Source organism: Virgibacillus sp. M23 (assembly GCF_034190895.1).
Taxonomy (GTDB): Bacteria; Bacillota; Bacilli; order Bacillales; family Amphibacillaceae; genus Virgibacillus; species Virgibacillus salarius.
On the sequence record NZ_JAWDHA010000120.1, the window covers coordinates 1 to 1,807 of the forward strand.

The 1,807-nt window shown below is 40.2% G+C and carries 1 protein-coding gene; it reads left to right on the forward strand.

Annotated elements, in window-relative coordinates; translation table 11 throughout:
• Window positions 1-129 precede the first annotated feature (129 nt).
• Window positions 130-1,413, forward strand: coding sequence for an IS110 family transposase (locus RVS70_RS21475; protein ID WP_321134755.1), 1,284 nt, complete (start codon window positions 130-132; stop codon window positions 1,411-1,413).
• Window positions 1,414-1,807 lie beyond the last annotated feature (394 nt).

Below are 1,807 nucleotides of genomic sequence, written 5' to 3' on the forward strand. Positions count from 1 at the left end.
AAAGGAGCATTCCTGTAATGAAGAAATTTGAGGATTGAACAAAAAAGAGCCCCTTGGTATCATACGAGGTGTCCAAAGCTTCGAAGCAAAAATGGACCCTTAAATGAAATAACCAAGGAGGACTCATTTATGAATTATACACAAAATCAAAAAATCTCTCAAATTACACCTTCAACTCTTATCATTGGCATTGATATAGCTAAAGACAAGCACGTAGCACGTGCTCAAGATGATCGAGGTATTGAATTTGGAAAACGATTGATCTTTGAAAATCGAATGCATGGCTTTCAAAAACTAGTGAATTGGGCCGAAAGCCTTCGAAAAGAAAATGCCAAGAATCACGTCATTCTTGGTGTAGAACCGACGGGTCATTACTGGTTTAGTCTAGCTTACTTTTTCGTAGCGAAAGGATACGATTTTGTCGTCGTCAACCCGATGCACGTGAAGAAAAGTAAAGAGCTTGATGACAATTCCCCTACTAAAAATGATACGAAGGATGCCCGCGTCATTGCACAGTTGATTAAGGATGGGCGATACGCTGTACCAAACCTCTTAGACGGCGTTTATGCCGAATTAAGAGAAGGCGTCAAATTGCGAGATCAGCTTACCAAACAACTGATGACGACCGAAGGGCGAATTCAAAACCATATTCAACGATACTTTCCAGAATTCTTTGATGTGTTTGGGAATTGGAAAGGAAAAGCAGCTTTCTGTACGTTGCGACTGTTTCCATTTCCATCTCAAATCAAGGAACTATCACCGGAAGAAGTGTTGATGAAATGGAAACCATTTGTCCAACGTGGAGTGGGAATGAAACGAGCAACAAAGCTAGTAGAAGCCGGCAAAAAGAGTGTTGGCATAAAGATTGGAATTCAGTTTTCCAAGCGTGAATTGGATTATCTATTAGACCAATATGAGCTCTATAAAGGGCAATTAGAACAGTTAGACAAGGAGCTAGAAGATCTTGTAGAGACACTTCCGGGATCCAAACAAATGATGAAGATATCAGGATTAGGATCTACTACCATCGCTCTATTCTTCTCGGAGGTAGGTGACATTACAACGTATAGTCACCCCCAGCAATTAGTTAATTTAGCTGGTCTCTCATTACGAGAACACAGCTCTGGTAAATTCAAGGGTCAAACACGGATTACAAAGAGAGGGCGAAGCCGATTACGACGAGCCTTATACTTGGCTATTCGTCCACTAGTCGCCCATAACCCGACATTTAAGGCCTTGCATCAATACTATACAACGCGATCTAAAAAGCCATTGAAAAAGCAACAGTCACTCATTGCCTTGTGTTGTAAGTTACTACGTGTATTGTTTGTCATTGGACAAAAGCAATGTGAGTTTGATGGTTCAAAACTGTTAAGAGGATTACCTCAAATTCAGGCATTACAGGCTGCTTAAAGTTTTAGGAAAACACGCTAAATACCAATTGTTTCTTAAACAAACACCAATAGTGTAGAGTTGGAGCTTATTTTCACCATTCGGGCTTTAGACCCAGCAAAGGAGCATTTCCAACCTCCACCTCATGGATACGCAGGACGAAGGAAAGTATGGATACGATCCGGAGAGATATGGGAGGGTTAGCGACCGTGATTTGTGTGGAGATTTCCTAGCACGGTTATACACTTATTTTCCAAACTCATCCAGTTTGGACGATAGGATGGCCCCTACCTTGTAAATCATTTATAGAAATTCAAATGATATCCAGTAATCTTAGTGAGTGAACTATATGATGTTTATGAAATATTGAGAATACATGAGTATTTGGTAGAAAAATTAACTTTATTGAGGGAGG

What these genes read in the sequence shown, in the direction of transcription:
- RVS70_RS21475 (WP_321134755.1), top strand. Translation starts at nt 130, where the DNA reads ATGAATTATACACAAAATCAAAAAATCTCTCAAATTACACCTTCAACT.